Origin of the sequence: Georhizobium profundi, from assembly GCF_003952725.1 — a bacterium.
Classification (GTDB): Bacteria; Pseudomonadota; Alphaproteobacteria; order Rhizobiales; family Rhizobiaceae; genus Georhizobium; species Georhizobium profundi.
Genome location: NZ_CP032509.1, coordinates 662,468 through 685,525, shown reverse-complemented (window position 1 = coordinate 685,525; position 23,058 = coordinate 662,468). Strand labels below are relative to the sequence as shown.

The following is a 23,058-nucleotide window of genomic DNA, read 5'->3' as shown; positions in this document are numbered from 1 at the left end:
TTTGCGGGACTAGAGAGACGACAGAGCGCGCACGGGTACAATCACCCGTACAGGTGAGAAAGCGGCGTCTCGGGAAAGACACCGCTTTCGATCTTCCTACATATGGATGGGCTTGAAGAAGGTGGCGAGCGCGGCTTCCTTGACCGCCTCCGACAAGGTCGGGTGGGCATGGCAGGTGCGCGCCAGATCTTCCGCCGATCCGCCAAACTCCATCAGCACAGCTGCCTCATGGATGAGGTCGCCCGCACCGGCGCCAACGATGTGCACGCCAAGCACCCGGTCGGTGTCCTTGTCTGCGAGGATCTTTACGAAACCTTCGGTGGCAAGCATTGCGCGGGCACGGCCGTTCGCGGTGAAGGGGAACTTGCCGGCCTTGTAAGCGACGCCGTCAGCCTTCAGTTGTTCTTCGGTCCGGCCGATGGAGGCGACTTCCGGCTGCGTGTAGACGACGCTCGGAATGACCTCGTAGTTCACGTGACCGGCCTGGCCGGCGATGATCTCGGCCACGGCCACGCCTTCGTCCTCGGCCTTGTGGGCAAGCATCGGACCTGCGACGACATCGCCGATCGCGTAGACGCCGGGCACCGAGGTTTGGAAATGCGCATCGATCTGCACGCGACCGCCCTTTTCCATGACGACGCCTGCATCTTCGAGGCCGAGCCCGTCCGTGTAAGGCCGGCGTCCCGTCGCAACGAGCACGATATCCGCGTCCACCGTCTGCGCCTCGCCGCCCTTGGCGGGCTCGAACGTGACGGAAGCACCTGCATCCTTGCGCGTGACGGCCGTTACTTTCTGGCCGAGCTTGAAGTCGAGGCTTTGCTTGGCCAGCATGCGCTGGAACTGCTTGGAGACTTCGCCGTCCATGCCACCGAGGATCGCATCGAGATATTCGACCACGGTGACCTTGGCACCGAGACGCGCCCAGACCGAGCCGAGTTCGAGACCGATGACGCCGCCGCCGACAACCACGAGGTGACCGGGCACCTTCTCCAGTTCCAGCGCGCCGGTCGAGGACACGATGACCTTCTCGTCGAAGGCAACGTCAACGCCCGGGATGTTCGCGACGTCGGAACCGGTGGCGATCACGATGTTCTTCGCCTCGATTTCCTGGCTTTCGCCGCCCTCCGTCGTCACCGACAGCTTGCCTTCGCCGAGCACCTTGCCGGTGCCGACGAGCACGTCGATCTTGTTCTTCTTCATGAGGAAGGAGACGCCATCGACATTGGCCTTAACGACCGCATCCTTGTGCGCCATCATCGCCGGCAGGTTGAGCGTCGGTGTTCCGACCTCGACACCAAGCTCGGCATGGCTGTGGCCCGCCTGGTGAAACACTTCCGAAGCATGCAGCATCGCCTTGGAGGGAATGCAGCCAATGTTCAGGCAGGTGCCGCCAAGCGTCGGGCGCTTCTCCACGATCGCGGTCTTGAGACCAAGCTGCGCAGCCTTCACGGCGCAGACATATCCACCCGGTCCAGAACCGATGACGACGACATCGTAAGCCATTGAATGAAATCCTTATACTCTGAAGCGGGCAGTCTGCCGGCCGCGCCTGGCTGAAGATGAAGCGCGGCCGTCGTGCTGTTATTCCTAAAGGTCGAGAACGAGACGCTCCGGATCTTCGAGGCTTTCCTTGACGCGCACCAGGAAGGTGACGGCTTCCTTGCCGTCGACGATGCGGTGATCGTAGGAAAGCGCCAGATACATCATCGGACGGATGACGACCTGGCCGCCGATCGCGACCGGACGCTCCTGGATCTTGTGCATGCCGAGGATGCCCGACTGCGGCGCATTCAGGATCGGCGAGGACATCAGCGAACCGTAGACGCCACCGTTCGAGATGGTGAAGGTGCCGCCCTGCATGTCGGCCATGCCGAGCTTGCCGTCACGTGCTGCAACACCGAGACGACCGATTTCCTGCTCGATCTCGGCAATCGACATCTGGTCCGCATCGCGCACGACCGGCACGACGAGGCCCTTGTCGGTGCCGACGGCGACGCCGATGTGGCAGAAATTCTTGAAGACGATGTCGTTGCCATCGATCTCGGCGTTAACGGACGGAATCTCCTTCAAGGCGTGCGTCACGGCCTTGGTGAAGAAGCCCATGAAGCCGAGCTTCACGCCGTGCTTCTTCTCGAAGAGATCCTTGTACTTCTTGCGCAGATCCATGACCGCCGTCATGTCCACCTCGTTGTAGGTGGTCAGCATGGCAGCGGTGTTCTGCGCATCCTTGAGGCGCTTGGCGATCGTCTGGCGCAGGCGCGTCATCTTCACGCGCTCTTCGCGCGCCTCGTCGGCTTCGCTGGAAGCAGGGCGCGGCGCCTTCGGTGCTTCTGCAGCCGGTGCGGCCGAGCTGCCCTTGTTGATCGCGTCGATCACGTCGCCCTTGAGAACCTGGCCGCGCTTGCCGCTACCCGAAACCTGATCGGCCGAAACGTTCTTCTCCGCCATCATCTTGGCGGCGGACGGTGCGGGCGGCATGTCGCCGGACTTTGCGGCAGGCTGGGCGGCTGGCTTGGCTTCAGCTGCCTTCGGAGCTTCGGCCTTCGGAGCTTCCGCCTTTGGCTCTTCCGTCTTGGCCGGCTGGGCGGCAGCACCCGATCCGGCGCCGATCTGGCCGAGCAGCGCGTTGACTTCGACCGTGTCGCCCGTCTGGGCCAGGATTTCCGTCAGCGTGCCGGACGCCGGTGCCGGCACCTCGACCGTGACCTTGTCGGTCTCAAGTTCGACCAGCGGCTCGTCGGCAGTGATCGTGTCGCCAACCTTCTTGAACCAGGTGCCGATCGTGGCTTCGGAGACGGATTCGCCCAATGTCGGGACGCGGATTTCGGTGGCCATGGCTGTCAGCTTTTCCGTTCAATAGGGGATCGAAATGAGAGGCGAGTGAAGCCCGGCTTAGTCGCCGAGCGCATCTTCGAGGAAGGCGTCGAGCTGCGCCTTGTGCTTGGACATGAGGCCCGTTGCCGGCGAAGCGGCAGCCGGACGGCCCGTGTAGCGCACGCGCTGGTACTTCGCGTCGATATGAGCGAGCACCCACTCGAGATAAGGATCGATGAAGGCCCAGGCGCCCATGTTCTTGGGCTCTTCCTGGCACCACACCATCTCCGCACCCCGGAAGCGCGACAGCTCGTTAATGAGCGCCTTGGCCGGGAACGGATAAAGCTGCTCCAGGCGCAGAAGGTAGATGTCGTCGATGCCGCGGGACTCGCGCTCTTCGTAAAGGTCGTAATAGACCTTGCCGGAGCACATGACGACGCGACGGATCTTGCTGTCCTTCTGGAGCTTGATCTTTTCATTCTTCAGAACTTCCGCATCATCCCACAACAAGCGGTGGAAGGACGTGTCGCCCGACAGTTCCGACAGCGTCGACACCGCACGCTTGTGGCGCAGCAGCGACTTCGGCGTCATCATGATCAGCGGCTTGCGGAAGTCGCGCTTCATCTGCCGGCGCAGAATGTGGAAATAGTTAGCCGGCGTCGAGCAGTTCGCGACCTGCATGTTGTCTTCCGCGCACATCTGCAGCCAGCGCTCCAGACGGGCCGAGGAGTGCTCGGGACCCTGGCCTTCGTAGCCGTGCGGCAGAAGGCAGACGAGGCCCGACATGCGCAGCCACTTGCGCTCACCCGACGAGATGAACTGGTCGAACACGACCTGCGCGCCATTGGCGAAGTCACCGAATTGGGCTTCCCAGAGCGTCAGCGCATTCGGCTCCGACAGCGAGTAGCCATATTCGAAACCGAGCACCGCCTCTTCCGAAAGCATCGAGTTGATGACTTCATAAAGTTGCTGGCCCTTGGCGAGATTGTTCAGCGAGATGTAGCGGTCTTCGCTCTGCTGGTCGTAGAGCACCGAGTGGCGCTGCGAGAAGGTGCCACGCTCCACGTCCTGGCCGGACAGCCGGACCGGATGGCCATCGAGCAGCAGCGAGCCGAAGGCAAGCGCTTCGCCCGTTGCCCAGTCGATTCCCTCGCCGCTTTCGATCATCTGCGAGCGGTTCGCCAGGAAACGCTGGATGGTGCGGTGCGTCTCGAAGCCTTCCGGCACTTCGCAGAGCTTGCGACCGATATCCTTCAGCGTTTTCATCGGAACGGCGGTCTTGCCGCGGCGCTGCTCGTCCTGATTGTCGGCAACGCGCATGCCCGACCAGACACCGTCCAGCCAGTCGGCCTTGTTCGGCTTGTAGGACTGGCCGCTCTCGAATTCCTGTTCCAGATGCGCGCGCCAGTCGGCCTTCATCTTCTCGAACGTGCCGAGATCGATGTGGCCTTCCTCGATCAGCTTCTTGGAATAGATCTGCACCACGGTCTCGTGGCTGCGGATCTTCTTGTACATCTTCGGCTGCGTGAACGCCGGCTCGTCGCCTTCGTTGTGGCCGAAGCGGCGGTAGCAGAACATGTCGATGACGACCGGCTTGTGGAACGTCATGCGGAATTCAGCCGCGATCTTCGCGGCGTAGACGACAGCTTCTGGGTCGTCGCCGTTCACATGCAGGATCGGCGCTTCGATCATCTTCGCCACGTCGGAAGGATAGGGCGACGAGCGCGAAAAGCGCGGATTGGTCGTGAAGCCGATCTGGTTGTTGACGATGAAATGCAGCGTACCGGCAACGCGGTGGCCGCGAAGGCCCGACAAGCCGAAGCACTCGGCAACGACGCCCTGGCCCGCAAAGGCCGCATCGCCATGCAGGAGCAACGGCAGAACCTGAGCCCGCGTCTCCAGCGGCACGATCTCGTCACGCGGCGAGCCAGAGAGAATGTCCTGCTTGGCGCGCGCCTTGCCCATGACGACCGGGTTGACGATTTCCAGGTGCGACGGGTTGGCCGTCAGCGACAGGTGCACCTTGTTGCCGTCGAATTCGCGGTCCGACGAGGCACCGAGGTGGTATTTGACGTCGCCCGAACCCTCGACATCCTCCGGCGTGAACGACCCGCCCTTGAACTCATGGAAGATCGCACGGTGCGGCTTCGCCATCACCTGGCTGAGCACATTGAGGCGCCCGCGGTGCGGCATGCCGAGAACGATTTCCTTGAGGCCGAGCTGACCGCCGCGCTTGATGATCTGCTCGAGCGCCGGGATCAGCGCTTCGCCGCCATCGAGGCCGAAACGCTTCGTGCCCTTGTACTTCACGTCGATGAACTGCTCGAAGCCTTCCGCCTCGATCAACTTCTGCAGGATCGCGCGCTTGCCGTTGGGCGTGAAGTCGACACCCTTGTCCGGCCCTTCGATGCGGGCCTGGATCCAGGACTTTTCTTCCGGATTGGAGATGTGCATGAACTCCACGCCGATTGTGGAGCAATAGGTGCGCTTCAGAATGTCGAGCATCTCGCGCACGGTCGCGTATTCGAGGCCAAGGACGTTATCGAGGAAGATCTTGCGATCCATGTCCGCCTCGGTGAAGCCATAGGCCTCCGGCGACAGCTCGTTGTAATCCTCGTTCTCCTCCGCGATGCCCAGCGGATCGAGCTTGGCGTGCAGGTGGCCGCGCATGCGGTAGGCGCGGATCATCATGATGGCGCGGACCGAATCGCGCGTCGCGCGCAGCACTTCCTCGCTGGTCATCTGCGCCTGCTGGCCGGCAGCGGCAGGCGCCGCCGACGCAGATCCCTTGGTGGAAATCTTCTTCTCGAAGTGCTTTTCGACGCGGCCCCAGTCGCCGTCCATGGCGGAAACCAGTTCGCCATTGGCGTGGATCGGCCAATTCTTCTGCTTCCAGGAAGCGCCGTCCGCTGCCTTGCGCGCCGTATCCGGCTCGTCTTTCAGCGCACCGAAAAAGGCCTGCCACTCGCCATCCACGCTGGCCGGATCATCCTGGTAGCGGGCGTAGAGTTCCTCGATATAGGCGGCGTTCGCGCCATAGAGGAACGACGTGGACTGAAAGAATTCGTTGGCGTCTTGCCTGGCCATCGGTGCCTGCGGAGGATCGCTCCGCCTCCTTCGTTGATTCGGGTGCTGCCGCTCTTTCGAAAGCGGCCCCGTTTTGTGCGACGAATGTGCCCGTCGCGGGGCGGGTGACCGGATTTCTGACGAACCCGGGCACCCTTGCGTAAAAGTCAGCCCTTGAGGACTTCGACCAGCGTCTTGCCGAGCTGTGCCGGCGAAGGAGAGACGCGGATGCCGGCCGATTCCATGGCCGCGATCTTGTCTTCTGCTCCGCCCTTGCCGCCGGAAATCACGGCGCCCGCATGGCCCATTGTGCGTCCGGGAGGCGCCGTGCGGCCGGCGATGAAGCCGACCATCGGCTTCTTGCGGCCCTTGGCGGCTTCGTCTTTCAGGAACTGGGCGGCATCTTCTTCGGCAGAACCGCCGATTTCACCGATCATGATGATGGATTCCGTGGCGTCGTCGGCGAGGAACATCTCGAGCACATCGATGAACTCGGTGCCCTTGACCGGGTCGCCGCCGATGCCGACAGCCGTCGTCTGGCCAAGGCCTTCGTTGGATGTCTGGAACACGGCTTCATAGGTCAGCGTGCCCGAGCGCGACAGGATGCCGACGGAGCCCTTCTTGAAGATGGAGCCCGGCATGATGCCAATCTTGCACTCTTCCGGCGTGAGAACGCCTGGGCAGTTCGGGCCGATGAGCCGCGACGAGGAGCGGTCGAGCCGCGCCTTCACCTTCACCATGTCGGACACCGGAATGCCTTCCGTGATGCAGACGATCAGCGGAATTTCCGCATCGATCGCTTCGATGATCGCTTCTGCTGCGCCTGCCGGCGGTACGTAGATGACCGATGCGTTGGCGCCGGTGCGTTCCTTGCCTTCGGCGACCGAAGCGAAGATCGGCAGGTCGCGCGAGCCGCCGTTCACTGCGCCGGTCCAGGTCTCACCACCCTTCTTGGGATGGATGCCGCCGACCATCTTGGTGTCGTGGTAGGCGAGCGCCTGCTCCGTGTGGAACGTGCCGGTCTTGCCGGTCAGGCCCTGAACGAGGACCTTCGTGTCTTTGTTGACGAGAATGGACATCAATCCTGATCCTTCAATCCGTTAGCCGTTGACCGCCGCAACGATCTTCTTCGCTGCGTCGTCGAGATCGTCGGCAGCCGTGATGGCCAGTCCGGACTCGTTGAGGATTTTCTTGCCAAGCTCGACATTGGTGCCTTCGAGGCGCACGACGAGCGGCACCTTGAGACCGACTTCCTTGACGGCCGCGACGACACCCTCGGCGATGACGTCGCATTTCATGATGCCGCCGAAGATGTTGACGAGGATGCCTTCGACGCGCGGATCGGCCGTGATGATCTTGAAGGCCGCAGCGACCTTTTCCTTGGATGCGCCACCACCGACGTCGCAGAAATTAGCCGGCTCCTTGCCGTAGAGCTTGATGATGTCCATCGTCGCCATGGCGAGACCGGCACCGTTGACCATGCAGCCGATATTGCCGTCGAGCGCCACATAGGCGAGGTCCCACTTCGAGGCCTCGATTTCCTTGACATCTTCCTCGGTCTCGTCGCGCAATTCGCGGATGTCGTCGTGGCGGAAGAGCGCATTGCCGTCGAACGACACCTTGGCATCCAAGACGCGCAGGCGGCCGTTCTTCATGACGATGAGCGGGTTCACCTCGAGAAGGCTCATATCCTTCTCCATGAACGCCTTGTAGAGGATCGGGAAGAGCGTCATGCCATCGGCGCGCGCCTCGTCCTTCAGCTCCAGCGCATCGCACAGCTTCGCGGAATCCGCATCCGTCACGCCCTGCTCAGGGTCGATCGCGACATTGACGATCTTCTCCGGCGTCTCTTCGGCGACGGCCTCGATGTCCATTCCGCCTTCGGTCGAAACGACGAAGGCAGGCCGGCCAACCGAACGGTCGACCAGGATCGAGAGGTAAAGCTCGCGCTCGATGTCCGCGCCATCTTCGATGTAGAGGCGGTTGACGACCTTGCCGGCCGGGCCGGTCTGCTTCGTCACCAGTGTGTTGCCGAGCATTTCCTTGGCGAAAGCGACGACTTCTTCCGTCGACTTCGCAAGGCGAACGCCGCCCTTGGCGTCAGGGCCGAGTTCTTTGAACTTGCCCTTGCCGCGGCCGCCGGCATGGATCTGGCTCTTCACCACATAGAGCGGTCCGGGCAGCTTGGCTGCCCATTCTTCCGCCTGCTCAGGGGAGTAGACGGCGACCCCTTCGGCGATCGGCGCACCGAATGTGCCGAGGAGGCGCTTGGCCTGATACTCGTGGATATTCATGAGAGGGTTCCTGTGGTTTCAGGTTGCCAGATCGGACGGAAGCCAAATCAAGCGAGGGAGGGAGCGATCTTGCGGCAGGCTTCGCACAGGCCGGCAACGGACTCGACGGACTTGTCAAAGGCCTTCTGCTCGGCGGAATTCAGTTCGATCTCGATGATACGCTCGATACCCTCGGCGCCGATGACAGTCGGCACGCCGACATACATGTCGTTCACGCCGTACTGGCCGGAGAGATACGCAGCGCAAGGTAGGACGCGCTTCTTGTCCTTGAGGTAGGATTCCGCCATCACGACCGCAGACGCAGCCGGCGCATAATAGGCCGAACCGGTCTTGAGCAGGCCGACGATCTCGGCACCACCGTCACGGGTACGCTGGATGATTTCTTCCAGGCGATCCTTGGTGACCCAACCCATGTCGACGAGGTCCGTCAGCGGAATGCCGGCAACGGTGGAGTAGCGCGCGAGCGGCACCATCGTGTCGCCGTGGCCGCCGAGCACGAAGGCCGTGACGTCTTCGACCGAGACCTTGAACTCCTCGGCGAGGAAGTAACGGAAGCGCGACGAGTCCAGAACGCCGGCCATGCCGACGACCTTGTTCTTCGGCATGCCGGAGAATTTCTGCAGGGCCCAGACCATCGCGTCGAGCGGGTTGGTGATGCAGATGACGAAGGCGTCAGGCGCGTATTTCGCGATGCCGGCGCCGACCTGCTCCATGACCTTGAGGTTGATTTCCAGAAGATCGTCGCGGCTCATGCCGGGCTTGCGCGGCACACCTGCGGTGACGATGCACACATCGGCACCTTCGATCGCAGAATAGTCGTTCGCGCCCTTGAGCCTGACGTCGAAGCCATCGACCGGCGAGCTTTCGGCGATGTCGAGCGCCTTGCCCTGCGGCGTGCCGTCGGCGATGTCGAACAACACGACGTCCCCGAGTTCCTTGAGGCCGATCAGATGGGCAAGCGTGCCGCCGATCATGCCGGAACCGATGAGAGCGATCTTGTTACGCGCCATGTATGGAAATCCCCTGTCTGTGGAGCCATAGGGGAGCCCTGAAGCTCCCCGGAAAAGTCGCCCCGGGGATAGACGGATGAGGCAAAAATGGCAACCAAAACTTTGGCGCCCAACGATTTCAAACGGTTATATACTCGCTGATTTACGTAAGGGTAAGAGTTTTTACGCAGCTCGTGCGTTTCGCTCACGACTTTCTTTCAGGTAGTCTACACTTTGCATCTCGATCAGCCGGGATGCCGTGCGGGCAAACTCGAAGCCCTCCGTCCCGTCCTTGGCAGCATAAAGAGCGTCTGGTTCCGCCGCTGCCGAGACGACGAGCCGTGATTTCATGTCGTAGAGCGTATCGATCAGCATGATGAAGCGTTTGGCTTCGTTGCGCTCCGCGCGCTTGAGCACCGGCACATGGCTGACGAAGATCGTTTCGTATCGGTCGGCGATGGCGCGATAATCCGACGCCCCGAGCGGATTTCGGCACAGGTCGTCGAAGCTGAACCGGGCAGCACCATTAGCCGCGGCCGGCACCAGAATTTCCCGACCGCGATGCTTGATCCTCTCGGGCTGCACGGTCAAACCATCGACCTGCTCGGCCCATGCTTGATCGAACATCTCGTCGGCATCCGCATCGAGCGGCGTCATGTAGACCGGCCGGCGCGTCAGCTTGAGCAGCCGATAATCGGTATCGCCATCGAGATCGAAAAGTTCGACCCTCGTCTTCAAGAGATCGACGAAGGGCAGGAACAGATCGCGGTTGAGGCCCTCACGGTAAAGATCATCCGGATGCACGTTCGATGTGGTCACCAGCACGGTACCGAGCTTGAACAATTGCTCGAACAGCCGCGCCAGGATCATCGCATCCGCGATGTCGGTGACGGAGAATTCGTCGAAGCAGAGAACCCAGGCCTCCTCGTGGATAGCGCGCGCCACAGGCGGGATCGGATCGTCTTCCTTGACCTCGCCGCGCTTCAGCGCCGCTCGATGCGCCTGGATCCGTCCATGCACATCCGACATGAAATCGTGGAAATGCACCCGCCGCTTGCGCCGCACCGGCAGCGTTGCGAGGAAAAGATCCATCATCATTGTCTTGCCGCGACCGACGCCGCCAAAGACATAGAGCCCTTTTGGAAAATCCTGTACGGGCCTGCGCTTGGCGAACAACCAGCCCAGCGCGCTGGATTTCGTCGAAACCCGCTTTTCCCGAACCTCGGTCAAGACGCGATCAAGGGCGCGCGCCAACTTCTCCTGGCGCGCGTCGCGTTCGATCCGACCGGCGTCGCAGAGCGCTTCATAGCGCTCGGCGACACTCACATATGTTCTGGTATCCATTCAGCCGAACCGAGCTGGGCATTCGCCGGCCACCCGAAGGCGGGAGCCGGCGCCCCAATCAGCGCGAAAGCGTGATCGAGCCGCCCGAACTCAGCGTTCCCTGGTAGTTCTGGGCACCGGCCTGGTAGAGCCGCGCGACATTGTTGCCATCCCGGTCGTTGAGAACGACCTGGTTACCCGAGACATCCCACGACGCGATGTTTGCAGCCTCGCCAGGGCACCGCAGCGACGCCGCGCGGTAACCGCCGGTCCACTGGGTGAGCGAGAGCGCCAGCTGGCAGTTGCCGCCATTGACGGCCGTCTGCCACGTGCCGAGGAGTGCCTCGCGCGAAACGGCAGGCGCAGAGGCAGCAGCGGTTTCGAAAGCCTGGTTGGCCGCAGCCGGATCAGGCGTCGTGGAAGCCGGTGCACTCGGAAATTCGGTTGCGGAAGGCGGTGGCAGCTGGCTCGACTGAACACCACCAAGCGGTGCTGGGTTGATCGGCGGCGGCAGCACCGCTGCCTGCTGCTGCGGCATCGGGCCGGGTGATGTCCGCTGGCAGCCGGCAATCGCCAGACCAGCCATAGCGATCGTGATGGCGATGGAAATGCGCATTCATGGTCTCCTTGCAACGCCTACGCGCGGGGCCTTTAGCCGACCCTCTGCCCTTCGAAACCCATAAGAGGGATCAAAGGTCCATTTTGCAAGAAGTGCAGGCGAGAGAAGCAGCAACCCTGTGCGAATTTTGCAACAAAATGGCACAGTCGGTGTTCAGTTCTTGGCCATCACACCCTTCATGGCTTCATTGCCCCAGAGCTGGACCAGGCGAACGTCCCGCCCGCAGGCGCGTCGGTAGTAATTATAGCGGACCGGATTCTTGACGTAGTAGTCCTGATGGTAGTCTTCCGCCGGCCAGAAGGTCTGGCCTTCCACCACTTCGGTCACGATCGGTTGACCGAGTGCCGCCTCGGCTTCCGCCTTTGACTGCTCGGCCAGTGTCGCCTGCTCGCCGTCCACGGCATAGATCGCCGTCGTGTAGCTGAAGCCTCGGTCGCAGAACTGGCCGCCATCGTCTGTCGGATCCACCGTCCGCCAGAAGGTCGCCAGCAATGTTTCGAAATCGGTCTGGCTGGGATCGTAGGTGATCTCGACAGCCTCGCGGTGACCGTCTGCCGTGTGGTTCTCATATGTCGGGTTGTCGCTGGAGCCGCCGATATAGCCAGAAATGGTCGACGTGACGCCGGCAACCTTGTCGAAATCCGATTCCACACACCAGAAGCAGCCGCCGGCGAAGATGGCCTTGGCCTGCTCCTGCGCTTGCGAAGCGCCGCCGGCAAAGAGGAGTGCGGTGGCCGCACCGGCGAGCAACATGGCGGTATTGAATGGCAAGCGCATGGGAAATCCTCCTTCGACCATGGCTATCAAACTAGTTCACCGATCCTGCTTTGCAATTCAAGGCTTTGCACGAGCGTGTGATGAGTTCGTCCGGAACCGCACCGCCACCCGATCGTTTCTGGAGTGAATTTCCCCCAACAGAGAGGTGATTGGAATGAAAAGGCACGCAAACGCCATATGGCAAGGTGCGCTGGTTGACGGCAAAGGCACCCTCGACACGCAAAGTGGCGCGTTCTCCAAGACCCCCTATTCCTTCAAGGGCCGCTTTCAGGACGAAGAAGGCAAGTCCGGCACCAATCCCGAGGAACTGATGGCCGCCGCCCACGCAGGCTGCTTCGCCATGCAGCTCTCGCACTTCCTTGCCGAAAACGGCACGCCCGCCGACAAGCTGGATGCCAAGGCCGTCGTGAACGTGCAGGAAGCTGAAGGTGGCGGTTTCGAGATCACGGAAAGCGTGCTGACTCTGGTCGGCAGCGTTCCCGGCATCAGCGAAGATGATTTCCAGCGGCTCGCCAAACAGGCAAAGGATACTTGCCCGGTCTCCAAGGCCTACGGCGCGATCAAGGTCACGCTCGACGCAAAGCTCGGCTGACCACGGCAGCCGTCTCTCTAAGACGATGACCTAAGCCGTCGGCCCTCCGGCCGGCGGCTTTTTCACGTGTGAACTGCGTTTCGAGCGGACACGAGCCTATAGAGCTCCTCGCAGACATCCGCGATGATCTCGGGCGAGAAGCGTTGTTGGATCCGCTCCCGCGCCGCCTCACCCATCCTGCGCCTGACGTCCGGGTCTTGCAGCTGCACAATGGATGCCGCCCAGTCTGCAGGATCCGCGGTCAGCGAGAAGCCCGATACGCCGTGTTCGACGATCTCCGCGGTGCCCCCGTAATTCATCGTCAGGACCGGAACGCCAGCCGCCATGGCTTCCGCCGGCGCCAGGCCGAAGGATTCGCCGGCCGGTCGCGTCGGGGTCGCGTAGATATCGAAGATCGGCATCAGCTTCGCTGCGCCCGGACGAAAGCCCGCAACGTCGATGCTGTCGCCGCCGATTTCTTCCAGCGCCTCGATCTCGCCGGCGTCACCACCCCCGATGATCAGCAGTTTGTAAGGTGAACCGATGTCGCGCACGACCCGCGCCAGGAACTCCAGATTCTTCACGGGCCTGATGCTGCAGACGGAGCCGATGACGATGTCGTCCGGTTTCAAGCCGAAAGCAGCGCGCAGCTTTGCGCGCGCCTCATCGTCGAGCCGCTCCGGCACTTCGACGGGATGCGGCAGCACTGAGAGCCTGTCGGCTCCGATCAGCTTGCCGAGCAATGGCCGCCCCAGCCAATTGTTCACCAATGCATGCGACGGCACAGCGATCTTGGCGATGCGGCTGTTGAAATAGGTGGCCCATTCGATGGGGCTCGCGACGTTCAGCCCGCCGATCGCGCCATGATAGAGAACGATGGGAATGTCCGGCCGCGAGCGCAGCGCCTGCACGGCGAGCAGCGCCGTAGACCGGCCGGCCATAACATGCACGAGATCGGGCCGAAATTCGTCGACGGCGGCACGAATCGACCGGATGGCCTGGCGCGAAAAATAGCTCTGGAGCTTTTGAGAGATCTTGCTGCCGCTGGGACGCTGCACCTCGTCGAGTGCGATGTGGTGAAATTCCACGCCGCGCTGCTCGAGGATCGGCTCGATCGAGAGGTTCAGTCTCGATCGACCCCTGTTGAGTGTCAGAACCCTCACGGGTTGCTAGACCCTCCGCTCCACCATCATCTTCTTGATTTCGGCGATCGCCTTCGCCGGGTTCAGGCCTTTCGGGCAGGTCTGAGCGCAGTTCATGATCGTGTGGCAACGATACAGACGGAAGGGGTCTTCCAGATTGTCCAGACGCTCCCCGGTCGCCTCATCCCGGCTGTCGATCAGCCAGCGATAGGCCTGCAGGAGCACGGCGGGGCCGAGGTAACGATCCCCGTTCCACCAGTAGCTCGGGCAGGAGGTCGAGCAGCAGGCGCACAGGATGCATTCGTAAAGGCCGTCGAGCTTCGCCCGGTCGTCCTTGCTCTGCTTCCATTCCTTGGCCGGCGTCGGCGAAACCGTCTTCAGCCACGGCTCGATCGACCTGTGCTGGGCATAGAAGGTCGTGAGGTCGGGCACGAGATCCTTGACGACCGGCAGGTGCGGCAGCGGATAGATCTTGACGGCACCGTGGATGTCGTCGGCGCCCTTGGTGCAAGCAAGCGTGTTCGTGCCGTCGATGTTCATCGCGCACGAGCCGCAGATGCCCTCGCGGCAGGAACGGCGCAGCGTCAGCGTCGGGTCAATCTTGTTCTTGATCCACAGCAGCGCGTCGAGAACCATCGGTCCGCAATCGTCGACGTCGACGTAATAGGTGTCGATGCGCGGATTGGCGTCGTCGTCCGGCGACCAGCGATAAACCTTGTACTCGCGAAGATTCCCGGCGCCCGCCGGCTTCGGCCAGGTCTTGCCTTCGGAAATCTGCGAGTTCTTGGGGAGTGCGAGTTCAACCATGTTGGCTTTTCCTGATCAGTAGACGCGCGCCTTCGGCGCGATCTTCTCCATCGCGATGCCTTCGGCGATCAGCTCCGTATGCACGGGGCGATAGTCGAGCTTAATGCCACCGCTGTCATCGACCCAGGCGAGCGTGTGCTTGCGCCAGTTTTCGTCGTCGCGGCCGCCGAGCGGGCCGTCCTTGTAGTCTTCACGGGCATGGGCTCCGCGGCTTTCCTTGCGGGCTTCCGCGCCGTAGACCGTCGTGATCGAGCACGCCATGAGGTTTTCGAGCTCGAGCGTTTCCACGAGATCCGAATTCCAGATCATCGACCGGTCGGTGACCTTGAGGTCGCCGAGCGCGCCCCAGAGCTGGCTCATTCGCTTGCAGCCCGATTCCAGCGATTCCTGCGTGCGGAAAACGGCGGCGTCTTCCTGCATGATACGCTGCATCGTGCCGCGAACCTCGGCCGTCGGCGAGGAGCCGTTGGCGTGACGCAGCCTGTCGAAGCGATCCATGATGCGCTCGGACTGCGCCTCGTTGATCGACGGGATCGCACTGTCGCGGTCGATGATTTGGCCAGCGCGGATCGCGGCGGCGCGACCGAAGACGACGAGGTCGATCAGCGAGTTCGAACCAAGACGGTTGGCTCCGTGAACCGACGCGCAGCCGGCCTCGCCGACAGCCATCAGGCCCGGTGCCAGCCGCTCTGGGTTTTCCGAATTGGCGTTCAGCACTTCGCCCCAATAATTCGTGGGAATGCCGCCCATATTGTAGTGAACGGTGGGCAGAACCGGGATCGGTTCGCGGGTCACGTCGACGCCTGCAAAGATCTTCGCGCTTTCCGAAATGCCCGGCAGGCGCTCGTGAAGAACGGCCGGATCCAGATGGTCGAGATGCAGGTAGATGTGATCCTTGTTCTTGCCGACGCCGCGGCCTTCACGGATCTCCATCGTCATGCAGCGCGAGACGACGTCGCGCGAGGCAAGGTCCTTGGCCGACGGAGCGTAGCGCTCCATGAAGCGCTCGCCTTCCCCGTTGACCAGATAGCCGCCTTCGCCGCGTGCGCCCTCGGTGATGAGGCAGCCCGCGCCGTAGATGCCGGTCGGGTGGAACTGCACGAACTCCATGTCTTGCAGCGGCAGGCCGGCGCGTGCGATCATCCCGTTGCCGTCACCGGTGCAGGTGTGGGCAGAGGTGGCGGAGAAATAGGAGCGGCCATAGCCGCCGGTGGCGAGCACGACCATCTTGGCCGCGAAGCGGTGGATCGTGCCGTCGTCCAGGTTCCAGGCAATCACGCCCGTGCACTGTCCATCGTCCGACATGATCAGATCGATCGCGAAATACTCGATGAAGAACTCCGCGTTGTTCTTCAGCGACTGGCCGTAGAGCGTATGCAGAATGGCGTGGCCGGTGCGGTCGGCTGCGGCACAGGTGCGCTGCACGGGCGGACCTTCGCCGAAGTTCTGCATGTGGCCGCCGAATGGGCGCTGGTAGATGCGACCGTCTTCCGTACGGGAGAAGGGCACGCCGTAATGCTCGAGCTCATAGACCGCCTTCGGCGCTTCCATGGCGAGATACTGCATGGCGTCGACGTCGCCGAGCCAGTCGGAGCCCTTGACGGTGTCGTACATGTGCCACTGCCAGCTGTCCGGCGTCATGTTGCGCAGGCTGGCAGCGATGCCGCCCTGGGCTGCAACCGTGTGCGAGCGCGTCGGAAACACCTTGGTGATGCAGGCAGTTTTCAGCCCCTGCTCCGCCATACCGAGTGTTGCACGCAATCCGGCGCCGCCGGCACCGACGACGACGACATCGAATGCGTGATCGACGAATTCATAGGCGCGGCCGTTCTGGCCCGGTGCCGCATGTCCGTTTGTCTGACCCATTGAGCGTTCAGCCTCCAAAGCCGAGCTTGAGAACCGCAAAGATCGACAATGCGCCGACCAGCACGGTGAAGAATGTATTGAGCATCAGCAGCGCCACCTTGGCGCCTTCGCCGTGGATATAGTCCTCGATGATCACTTGCATACCGATGCGCATGTGAATGAGCGCCGAGACGAGAACCATGCCCATGAGCACGGCGACGATCGGGTTGGACAATGACGCCGTCACCTCTGCGTAAGGTGCGCCGGTATGGGCGACGAGGAAGACGACGAAGAAGACGATCAGCGGAATGTTGGCGACTGCCGTCAGGCGCTGGCGCCAGAAGTGCTCCGTGCCTTCACGGGCGGAACCAAGGCCGCGAACTCTGCCGAGTGGGGTGCGCAAGGACATGGACGCCTCCTAGCGAACGATGAAGACCGCGATCCAGATGATCACGGTGAGCGATGCGGATGCGGCGAGCGTGACCCACGCGAACGTGGTAGCGGTCTCTTTCTCGAGACCCTTGCCGGTGTCCCACACGAGATGGCGAATGCCGCCGGCCATGTGATGAACCAGCACCCAGGTGTAGCCGAAGAGCACGATGAGACCGAGCACCGAGCCCAGAATGCCGTTCACCCAGTTGAAATAGGCCTCGCCGGAGGCTGCTGCCACCAGCCACCACGCCACGAAGAAGGTGCCGACGTAAAGCGCGCCACCGGTGATACGATGGACGATCGACATCACCATGGTCGGGTAGGGTCGATAGATCGTGAGATGCGGCGAAAGCGGGCGCTCTCGCTTCGTTCCTGTCGCGCTTGCCATTATGACCTCATCACGTTTCCCCCGGCGCACAAGGCCGAAGCGGGAAGCGGCTCTTTGAAAGTTTGGAAGCGTTTTAATCTGTTATGTGCAGCGCGTCAAAGCGCGTTTGTTGCACTTTAGCCAAAATATGGCGAGCCGAATGCTCGAAAAATCAGAGACTTGCGGTTAATCGATTGAAACAGCCAACGGATTGTCAACACTTTGTCGAAGACCGGCTCTTGCGGTTGCGGTCTTAACGATATTGTAACAATTCGCAGACGCAGGCGTGACATTATGCCCTCACGACGCCATCTTCAGTCCTCCAAGGGCTTTCGGGTGGCCGATTTCGAGGAGTTCGACATGTCTCAGCGTTTGCGAATTCTGTCAGCGGCATTGGCAGCGGTTCTCGCATTTGCAGCAACGCCGGCGACGATCGCGCATGCGCAATCCGATCTCGCCAGCCCGCAAGGGTTGAATAGCCGCTTCAACCCCGATCTCAGCCGAAGCCGCAGTCACGATCGTGACCACCGATATGGCCGCCGCGACGGCGACCGCGACTATCATCGGCGCTGGGGCGAACGCGACCGCTCGCACCGTGCCGACAGAGACCGCCGTGACCGGTACGGTTCGTCGCCGCGCGGCGGCACGTTTACTGGCAACGTTTCCGGTTACCGGGATCGCGGCAACGGCAATTACTACTACATCGACCGTCGCGACACGGATCGCTCCCGGCTTGAGAGCCTCGAACCTCTGTCGGCCGGTCCCAAGGTCGTGAGCCCGGCAAGCGGCAACTCGGCCTGTTCGGACGAAGCCGGCGTCTGTGTGATCCGACCACAGTGAGCCGGCGCGCGGCGGGTCGCTCTGACTAAACCGTGATGAGCTGCCGCGCCGTCGTTGCGAAGTGGCCTTGAATTCGTCCCGTTTCGGCAGAGACTGGGCACCCATTATCGTCGGGGTTGGATGTTGATGTCAGGTGCTTTGGTTACACAGCTGCGGGATTCGCTCGGCAAGCTGGAAACGATGACGCGGTTTGCGCTGGCGACATTGGCGCTGGCCAGCGGCGTCTACACCTATCTCGGCGTGCGCGGCCTTCTGGATGGAACGGCCACCATCGTCTTCTTCGCCGCCATCATCTACTCCGCAGCCGTCTCCGTCGGCATCTACGCCTTCTGGACTTATTTGATGCGGCTCTTTCCGCATGTGGCGAGCGCATCGGCACGCGCGGCTCTTCTCGGTGTGATGGCGCTCGGCAGCGTGATGATCATCGCGATGTCGTCCTGGTTGAACGCGGCCGCTCTGGCCGGTTCGGCGGCGCTCGAGCAGCACCTCGCCGTCACGCTCCAGGACTATACATCCGACCTTGATCGCGCTCACGAAAATGCCCTCGCGGCCCAAAGTCTGCTGCCCGATATCCAGCTCGCCTCCGAACGCTTTGCCCGTCTGGCCGCGCAGGAGCGTGAAAGCGGCGCGCTCACTGGCACATCTGGATCCGGCAGCGTCGTTCAACTTCTGAGCCAGATGTCGAGCCAGCTCCGTGAACTTGAAGGCAGCATCGCCTCTTCGCGCGACGAGGCGCAGACGCTGTTCGAAACGGGGCAGGAGCATCTGGTTGCCATGCGCAGTCTCGTCTCCGCCAGCGGCGCGATCGAGCCACGTGCCGATTCGTTTGCGGAAAACGCGGTCATGCTGGCCGGCGTGATTTCCGCCATGGAGCAAACGTCGGTCGCACCGTCCGTCAAACGCGCGGCGGAAGATCTTTCCCTGGGCTTCATCGCACCGATCGCCGACGGCGGGGATCTGGGCCTTGTCGATCGCCAGGACCGTGTGATGGGCTCAATTCAGGAATCTGTCGCTGCCCAGTCGCTCGTTCTGTCGCAGGCTGCCGACGACATCCTGGCGCGCGAGCCCGTTGCTGAACGCCGTTTCGTGCCGATGTCGAGCGCTGAAGCCGTGCTGCGTTACGCAGGAGATTTCATTCCAAGCTGGGCCGGTGCGATCTCGATCGATTTGCTGCCATCGGTGCTCGTCCTCATGCTTGCGGTGGCCCATGCCGTGCTGCGCGATGCGGAGCGGCGCCTGCCCTATGCCGAGCGAGTCAGCGCGGCTGATCTGATCGCCGCGATGGAAGTTCACAGGGCGCTTTCGGGCATCCCGTCGGCCCCGGAACCGGAAGTCGACCAGCAAGAAAACGTGCCGGCGCCGGCAGCAGCGCGGGATGCGACAGAGCGCCCCGAGGCCCAGACCGGTGCGCCGTCGCGGGTGAGCGACAAGATCATGCCGATCGTGCAGGCCGCAAATCCCCGCACCCGCAAGGAAGGCAGCTGACGCCATGGCAGCGCCGGCGCGCCTGAGCGCGCAACTTCCCGAAAAAGACCTCGATCCCGCCAACAGCAATGATGCCGGGGGCACGGCCCCTTCCGACAAGCAACGCCCTTCCTTGGCCGACAGGCTGGATGACGGCATCGTGCTTGGATGGGCCTTCCGGCTGATCCTGCTCGGCTCGGTCGTGGTTCTGGCGCTCGATCTCGGCGAATTGCGCGACGGTACACAAGACGCGCCGATCTCGCCGGCCTCGCGGGAAACGATGCTGCCTCCTGCGCTCAGCGATGGTGAGGCCCCGGCCCCGCCGCACCAGATCACAACCGATCCGGACATCTTGAAAAACGCGGCGAGTTTCGACCTCATCGGGGGCGGCGTGTTGCGTGTCCAGGGTGCGATCGATCCGGGCGCAGCCGCCCGTTTCGAAACGGAGATTGCTGCCCGAGGCGAGTATGTGACGACGATCGTCCTCAATTCGCCCGGCGGATCGGTCGATGATGCGTTGCGGATGTCTCAGATCATCCGCGACAACGAATTCTCGACACGTGTCGAAAGCGGCGATCTCTGCGCCTCGTCCTGCCCCCTGATCATGGCAGGCGGTGTAGAGCGGAGCGCAGAACCTGAAGCAGTCATAGGGGTCCATCAGGTCTATGGCGTCAGCGATGGTGCTGTCTCTTCTGCCGAGGCCATGTCGCGCGCCCAGAACGTGACGGCTCGCGTCAGCCGCCATCTCGCGGCGATGGGCATCGACCAGGGCCTCTGGCTTCACGCCCTGGATACACCGCCCGACCGGCTCTACTATTTGAGCCCGGAGGAACTTCTGGAATACGACATGGTCACTGCAACGGCCACCGCCGAGGCGATTGATCCCTGATCAGCCCTGCGTTCGGCCGACGACGCGAAAGCTTCGCCTTTTCTGCAGAGCGTCGGGCTCCACTGCCCCGCCAGCCTCTGCGTCCTGATCATCGATGTCGGGTCGCGCGAGGCGAACACAGTTGCGCCCAGCGCTCTTGGCTTCATAAAGCGCCTTGTCGACGCGCGAGAACGCTGCCTCGAACGCTTCTGCGGGCCGCATTTCCGTGACCCCGAAACTTGCCGTGCAGCGATGCGCCGAACGTCCGCCCGTCGCATCCAGCGATTCGAATGTCGACCGCAGCTGCTCGGCAAAAAGCCGCGCCGTCCCCTCGTCGCAGCGCGACAGGAGAATGCAAAACTCTTCGCCCCCAATCCGACCCACGACGTCGCCAGGCCGCCGGAAGCTTTCCAGCAGGGCTCCGAACTGTGCGATGACGAGATCGCCGACCTGGTGGCCGAACGTGTCGTTGACCAGCTTGAAATGATCGAGGTCGCATAGGATCAGCGCCTTCGGCGTGCGCTCTCGGTCCGCCTGCCAGAGGCTGCGCGACACCTCCCGGTGAAACGCGTCGCGGGTGAGCGCGCCTGACAGGCGATCGATGTCGGAGCGCTTCTGGATGGTGCCGAGAATATCGGCCATCGTACGAAGTCCAAGCGCGAAAGCCAGCAGAATGGTCACGATCGCCATCATCGTCTGGCTGACCATCGCGTAGTCGGTCGCAAGATAATCCTGCGCGAGGCCGCCGTTTCCCCCGAGCAAAACCATGATCGGTGGTTTCATCAGGAAGTTCAGCGCAAAAAGCAGCATCACCGCCAAGAGGGTGCGATCGAGCGCACTGCGGTCCATGCCTCTCCACACGGCGGCGACCCCGACAAGAGCGATGGTGCTATAGGAGCCCTGGTAGACAAAGGCGCGCAGAAGTGAACCGCGCGGGAGTTCGGAGATGAGGGCGTAGCTGACAATGGCTGCCATGAAGACGATCGTAATCGGCAGCACCGGCACACGGCGCAGATAGCGCAGCCACAACCCGATGGAGATGCAGGAAAGGCAGACCGCGAAACAGGCATAGATCGCGAAGCGGGCGATCGCCGTGTATTCGAGCGGTGGCATCGAATACTCGATCAGACCAGAGGCGACGCCGGCAATACAGGCCGCAAACCACCACAATGCTGGCTTTTGATTGCGATCGAACAGCCCGAAGGCGAGAAACGAGACCATGATGGCGACGCCGAGCGCCACGTTGATGGCCAAAAGTAGAGACGCGCCCAAAAACTCATTCCCCGAGTGAATGGGGCGGAGCTTACGCCCGTCAGGCTAAGGCGAAGTAAACGCCAACATCCGCGACCCGTCCCAGAACGGGTCGCGGATAAAAATTCAGTGCCACTCGCGAATGTCGACGAAATGGCCCGCGACGGCAGCCGCAGCAGCCATGGCCGGCGACACGAGGTGCGTCCGGCCCTTGAAGCCCTGACGGCCTTCGAAGTTGCGGTTGGACGTGGAGGCGCACCGCTCGCCGGGCTTCAGCCGGTCATCGTTCATCGCCAGGCACATGGAGCAGCCGGGCTCGCGCCACTCGAAGCCTGCATCGAGGAAGATCTTGTCGAGGCCTTCCTGCTCTGCCTGCTGTTTGACGAGGCCGGATCCCGGCACGACCATGGCTTCCACGGTGCTGGCGACTTTGCGGCCTTCAACGACCTTCGCGGCTGCGCGAAGATCCTCGATGCGGCCATTGGTGCACGATCCGATGAACACGCGGTCGAGCTTGATGTCGGTGATCTTGGTGCCCGGTGTCAGGCCCATATATTCCAATGCGCGCCACTTGGAGATGCGCTTGTTCTCGTCCTCGATCTCGTCGGGGTTCGGCACCGCACCGGTCACGGAGATAACGTCTTCGGGCGAAGAACCCCAGGAGACGATCGGCGGCAGGCTTGCTGCATCGAGCGTGACGACGCGATCGAAATGGGCGCCTTCATCGGTCTTCAGCGTCTTCCAGTACTCAAGCGCCATGTCCCAGGCCATGCCCTTGGGCGAGCGCGGGCGATCCTTGATATAGGCGAAGGTCTTCTCGTCCGGCGCGATGAGGCCGGCGCGGGCGCCGCCTTCGATCGTCATGTTGCAGACGGTCATGCGGCCTTCCATGGAGAGCGAGCGGATCGCCTCGCCGGCAAACTCGATGACGTGGCCCGTGCCGCCGGCGGTGCCGATCTCACCGATGATGGCAAGGATGATGTCCTTCGCCGTTACGCCCTCGGGCAATTGCCCGTCGACGCGCACCAGCATGTTCTTGGCTTTCTTCTGGATCAGCGTCTGGGTGGCGAGCACGTGCTCGACTTCCGACGTGCCGATGCCGTGCGCCAGCGCACCGAAGGCACCATGGGTCGAGGTGTGGCTGTCGCCGCAGACGATCGTCGTGCCGGGCAGCGTGAAGCCCTGCTCGGGGCCGACGATGTGCACGATGCCCTGCCGGATGTCGGCGGCATCATAATACTCGACACCGAAATCGGCTGCGTTCTTGGCAAGCGCCTCCACCTGGATGCGGCTTTCCTCGTTCTTGATGCCGAGCGCCCGGTCCGGCGTGGTCGGCACGTTGTGGTCGACGACGGCAAGCGTCTTTTCCGGCTGGCGCACCTTGCGGCCGGTCATGCGAAGGCCCTCGAAAGCCTGCGGGCTCGTCACTTCGTGGACGAGGTGGCGGTCGATATAGAGCAGGCAGGTGCCGTCGGGCTGTTCGTCGACCAGATGGTCGTTCCAGATCTTGTCATAAAGCGTCGTGGGCTTGGACATGGTGTTCATCCGTCAAACTGAAAAAGGTGTTGGGCAGCATTGCGCCGTAAAAC

General features: G+C 62.4%; 20 protein-coding genes. 4 read left to right on the top strand and 16 right to left on the bottom strand.

The window, feature by feature from the left end:
* Window positions 1-96: 96 nt before the first annotated feature.
* The 9 genes from lpdA to msrA all read right to left on the bottom strand — a co-directional run bounded on the left by lpdA (window position 97) and on the right by msrA (window position 11,858).
* Window positions 97-1,503 carry a dihydrolipoyl dehydrogenase gene (lpdA, locus tag D5400_RS03275; protein ID WP_126007631.1) on the bottom strand — a complete coding sequence of 469 codons (1,407 nt, stop codon included), beginning with the start codon at window positions 1,501-1,503 and terminating at the stop codon, window positions 97-99.
* An 84-nt stretch (window positions 1,504-1,587) separates the two neighbouring features.
* The gene (gene odhB / locus D5400_RS03270) at window positions 1,588-2,835 is read right to left on the bottom strand and encodes a 2-oxoglutarate dehydrogenase complex dihydrolipoyllysine-residue succinyltransferase (protein ID WP_126007629.1); all 1,248 of its coding nucleotides are present in this window, start codon (window positions 2,833-2,835) and stop codon (window positions 1,588-1,590) included.
* Between the two features lie 57 nt (window positions 2,836-2,892).
* Complete coding sequence (locus D5400_RS03265; RefSeq protein ID WP_126007627.1) at window positions 2,893-5,901, bottom strand: 2-oxoglutarate dehydrogenase E1 component; 3,009 nt, start codon at window positions 5,899-5,901, stop codon at window positions 2,893-2,895.
* A gap of 146 nt (window positions 5,902-6,047) precedes the next feature.
* Entirely contained in the window at window positions 6,048-6,959 is a 912-nt protein-coding gene (gene sucD / locus D5400_RS03260; protein WP_126007625.1) for a succinate--CoA ligase subunit alpha, read from the bottom strand.
* A 21-nt stretch (window positions 6,960-6,980) separates the two neighbouring features.
* The gene (gene sucC, locus D5400_RS03255; protein WP_126007623.1) at window positions 6,981-8,174 is read right to left on the bottom strand and encodes an ADP-forming succinate--CoA ligase subunit beta; all 1,194 of its coding nucleotides are present in this window, start codon (window positions 8,172-8,174) and stop codon (window positions 6,981-6,983) included.
* Between the two features lie 47 nt (window positions 8,175-8,221).
* Window positions 8,222-9,184 carry a malate dehydrogenase gene (gene mdh / locus D5400_RS03250; protein ID WP_126007621.1) on the bottom strand — a complete coding sequence of 321 codons (963 nt, stop codon included), beginning with the start codon at window positions 9,182-9,184 and terminating at the stop codon, window positions 8,222-8,224.
* A 162-nt stretch (window positions 9,185-9,346) separates the two neighbouring features.
* Window positions 9,347-10,507, bottom strand: coding sequence for a cell division protein ZapE (gene zapE / locus D5400_RS03245; RefSeq protein ID WP_126007619.1), 1,161 nt, complete (start codon window positions 10,505-10,507; stop codon window positions 9,347-9,349).
* A gap of 58 nt (window positions 10,508-10,565) precedes the next feature.
* Window positions 10,566-11,102 (bottom strand): protease inhibitor Inh/omp19 family protein, encoded by a 537-nt coding sequence (locus D5400_RS03240; RefSeq protein ID WP_126007617.1) that lies wholly within the window; start codon window positions 11,100-11,102, stop codon window positions 10,566-10,568.
* A 156-nt stretch (window positions 11,103-11,258) separates the two neighbouring features.
* Window positions 11,259-11,858: a peptide-methionine (S)-S-oxide reductase MsrA gene (msrA, locus tag D5400_RS03235; protein WP_126012651.1), complete on the bottom strand. Its 600-nt coding sequence runs from the start codon at window positions 11,856-11,858 to the stop codon at window positions 11,259-11,261.
* A gap of 178 nt (window positions 11,859-12,036) precedes the next feature.
* On the opposite strand from msrA, the gene D5400_RS03230 reads away from it, so the two are divergent.
* Entirely contained in the window at window positions 12,037-12,474 is a 438-nt protein-coding gene (locus D5400_RS03230) for an OsmC family protein (protein ID WP_126007615.1), read from the top strand.
* A 62-nt stretch (window positions 12,475-12,536) separates the two neighbouring features.
* Here D5400_RS03230 and D5400_RS03225 read toward each other — a convergent pair whose 3' ends face one another.
* Genes D5400_RS03225 through sdhC form a run of 5 tightly spaced genes read right to left on the bottom strand, consistent with a single transcriptional unit; the run spans window position 12,537 to window position 17,067 of the window.
* The gene (locus D5400_RS03225; RefSeq protein ID WP_126007613.1) at window positions 12,537-13,616 is read right to left on the bottom strand and encodes a glycosyltransferase family 4 protein; all 1,080 of its coding nucleotides are present in this window, start codon (window positions 13,614-13,616) and stop codon (window positions 12,537-12,539) included.
* A gap of 6 nt (window positions 13,617-13,622) precedes the next feature.
* Window positions 13,623-14,402, bottom strand: coding sequence for a succinate dehydrogenase iron-sulfur subunit (locus D5400_RS03220; RefSeq protein WP_126007611.1), 780 nt, complete (start codon window positions 14,400-14,402; stop codon window positions 13,623-13,625).
* Window positions 14,403-14,417: 15 nt separating this feature from the next.
* Complete coding sequence (gene sdhA / locus D5400_RS03215; RefSeq protein WP_126007609.1) at window positions 14,418-16,268, bottom strand: succinate dehydrogenase flavoprotein subunit; 1,851 nt, start codon at window positions 16,266-16,268, stop codon at window positions 14,418-14,420.
* Between the two features lie 7 nt (window positions 16,269-16,275).
* A complete protein-coding gene (sdhD, locus tag D5400_RS03210; RefSeq protein ID WP_126007607.1) occupies window positions 16,276-16,656 on the bottom strand; it encodes a succinate dehydrogenase, hydrophobic membrane anchor protein in 381 nt (126 codons plus the stop codon).
* A gap of 9 nt (window positions 16,657-16,665) precedes the next feature.
* Window positions 16,666-17,067 carry a succinate dehydrogenase, cytochrome b556 subunit gene (gene sdhC, locus D5400_RS03205; protein WP_126007605.1) on the bottom strand — a complete coding sequence of 134 codons (402 nt, stop codon included), beginning with the start codon at window positions 17,065-17,067 and terminating at the stop codon, window positions 16,666-16,668.
* Between the two features lie 339 nt (window positions 17,068-17,406).
* Here sdhC and D5400_RS03200 point away from each other — a divergent pair, with 339 nt between their 5' ends.
* The 3 genes from D5400_RS03200 to D5400_RS03190 all read left to right on the top strand — a co-directional run bounded on the left by D5400_RS03200 (window position 17,407) and on the right by D5400_RS03190 (window position 20,239).
* Complete coding sequence (locus D5400_RS03200) at window positions 17,407-17,886, top strand: hypothetical protein (protein WP_126007603.1); 480 nt, start codon at window positions 17,407-17,409, stop codon at window positions 17,884-17,886.
* Between the two features lie 126 nt (window positions 17,887-18,012).
* Window positions 18,013-19,371, top strand: a complete 1,359-nt coding sequence (locus tag D5400_RS03195) for a hypothetical protein (protein ID WP_126007601.1) — start codon at window positions 18,013-18,015, stop codon at window positions 19,369-19,371.
* Window positions 19,372-19,375: 4 nt separating this feature from the next.
* Window positions 19,376-20,239 (top strand): COG3904 family protein, encoded by an 864-nt coding sequence (locus D5400_RS03190; protein ID WP_126007598.1) that lies wholly within the window; start codon window positions 19,376-19,378, stop codon window positions 20,237-20,239.
* On the opposite strand, the gene D5400_RS03185 is transcribed toward D5400_RS03190, so the two are convergent.
* Together D5400_RS03185 and leuC are read right to left on the bottom strand one after the other, a co-directional pair.
* Window positions 20,240-21,490, bottom strand: a complete 1,251-nt coding sequence (locus D5400_RS03185; protein WP_126007596.1) for a GGDEF domain-containing protein — start codon at window positions 21,488-21,490, stop codon at window positions 20,240-20,242. It abuts the gene before it with no gap.
* Between the two features lie 105 nt (window positions 21,491-21,595).
* Entirely contained in the window at window positions 21,596-23,005 is a 1,410-nt protein-coding gene (gene leuC, locus D5400_RS03180) for a 3-isopropylmalate dehydratase large subunit (protein ID WP_126007594.1), read from the bottom strand.
* Between the last annotated feature and the right edge of the window lie 53 nt (window positions 23,006-23,058).

Bases quoted from the DNA above. Each gene is read 5' to 3' on its own strand.
- mdh (WP_126007621.1), bottom strand. From the start codon at position 9,184: ATGGCGCGTAACAAGATCGCTCTCATCGGTTCCGGCATGATCGGCGGC.
- sdhD (WP_126007607.1), bottom strand. From the start codon at position 16,656: ATGTCCTTGCGCACCCCACTCGGCAGAGTTCGCGGCCTTGGTTCCGCC.
- D5400_RS03200 (WP_126007603.1), top strand. From the start codon at position 17,407: ATGTCTCAGCGTTTGCGAATTCTGTCAGCGGCATTGGCAGCGGTTCTC.
- D5400_RS03195 (WP_126007601.1), top strand. From the start codon at position 18,013: ATGTCAGGTGCTTTGGTTACACAGCTGCGGGATTCGCTCGGCAAGCTG.
- D5400_RS03190 (WP_126007598.1), top strand. From the start codon at position 19,376: ATGGCAGCGCCGGCGCGCCTGAGCGCGCAACTTCCCGAAAAAGACCTC.
- msrA (WP_126012651.1), bottom strand. From the start codon at position 11,858: ATGTTGCTCGCCGGTGCGGCCACCGCACTCCTCTTTGCCGGCGGCGCT.
- lpdA (WP_126007631.1), bottom strand. From the start codon at position 1,503: ATGGCTTACGATGTCGTCGTCATCGGTTCTGGACCGGGTGGATATGTC.
- D5400_RS03220 (WP_126007611.1), bottom strand. From the start codon at position 14,402: ATGGTTGAACTCGCACTCCCCAAGAACTCGCAGATTTCCGAAGGCAAG.
- D5400_RS03240 (WP_126007617.1), bottom strand. From the start codon at position 11,102: ATGCGCATTTCCATCGCCATCACGATCGCTATGGCTGGTCTGGCGATT.
- zapE (WP_126007619.1), bottom strand. From the start codon at position 10,507: ATGGATACCAGAACATATGTGAGTGTCGCCGAGCGCTATGAAGCGCTC.
- odhB (WP_126007629.1), bottom strand. From the start codon at position 2,835: ATGGCCACCGAAATCCGCGTCCCGACATTGGGCGAATCCGTCTCCGAA.
- leuC (WP_126007594.1), bottom strand. From the start codon at position 23,005: ATGTCCAAGCCCACGACGCTTTATGACAAGATCTGGAACGACCATCTG.
- D5400_RS03265 (WP_126007627.1), bottom strand. From the start codon at position 5,901: ATGGCCAGGCAAGACGCCAACGAATTCTTTCAGTCCACGTCGTTCCTC.
- sucD (WP_126007625.1), bottom strand. From the start codon at position 6,959: ATGTCCATTCTCGTCAACAAAGACACGAAGGTCCTCGTTCAGGGCCTG.
- sdhA (WP_126007609.1), bottom strand. From the start codon at position 16,268: ATGGGTCAGACAAACGGACATGCGGCACCGGGCCAGAACGGCCGCGCC.
- sucC (WP_126007623.1), bottom strand. From the start codon at position 8,174: ATGAATATCCACGAGTATCAGGCCAAGCGCCTCCTCGGCACATTCGGT.
- sdhC (WP_126007605.1), bottom strand. From the start codon at position 17,067: ATGGCAAGCGCGACAGGAACGAAGCGAGAGCGCCCGCTTTCGCCGCAT.
- D5400_RS03230 (WP_126007615.1), top strand. From the start codon at position 12,037: ATGAAAAGGCACGCAAACGCCATATGGCAAGGTGCGCTGGTTGACGGC.